A 724-nucleotide genomic window follows, 5' to 3' on the forward strand; every position below is an offset into this window, starting at 1 on the left:
GCGGCGCGGGCTGGCCATCCGCCAGCGCCCGGAGGCCGCTCAGGGCCTCCTCGCGATCCCCGGCCACCACCACGGCACGCTCCCCCAGCGCCGCCCGACCATGGACCAGCATCGAGGCCACATCCGCCAAACGCTCCTCCGGACGCGCCGCCACATACTCCGCAAGCTGCCGCGCCTGCACCCGCAACGCCTCAGACGTCCCAGCGGACACAGGCAACGGGAGCACGGACGCGGTGTCGAACTCCGGGGCGCTGCCCGGCTCCTCTTCAACGGGTGGTGCCTCCTCGATGATGACGTGCGCGTTGGTGCCGCTGGCGCCGAAGGCGGAGACGCCCAGGAGCCGGGGCCGCTCGCCGCGCGGCCAGTCCCGAGCCTCCGTCAGCAACTCCACCGCACCCGCCGACCAGTCCACCTCCGGACTCGGCTCATCCACATGCAACGTCTTCGGCAACACCCCATGCCGCAACGCCTGCACCATCTTGATCACCCCCGCCACCCCAGCCGCCGCCTGCGTATGACCAATGTTCGACTTCAACGACCCCAAATAAAGCGGCCGTTCAACAGGACGGTCCTTGCCATACGTAGCCAGCAGGGCCTGCGCCTCGATCGGATCACCCAACGTCGTCCCCGTCCCATGCGCCTCCACCGCATCCACATCCCCCGGGCTAACCTCGATCTTTCGTGGTGGGCCGCTGACGGAGTCGGGGCCCGTTCTGTTGTCCGT

General features: G+C 69.5%; 1 protein-coding gene. It reads right to left on the minus strand.

Annotated features, from left to right (window positions below):
• Positions 1–724, minus strand: a 724-nt coding sequence (locus tag DEH69_RS22935) for a ketoacyl-synthetase C-terminal extension domain-containing protein (protein WP_147255779.1), incomplete at both ends; no start/stop codon positions are given.

The sequence above is a fragment of the Streptomyces sp. PT12 genome (assembly GCF_003311645.1).
Classification (GTDB): Bacteria; Actinomycetota; Actinomycetes; order Streptomycetales; family Streptomycetaceae; genus Streptomyces.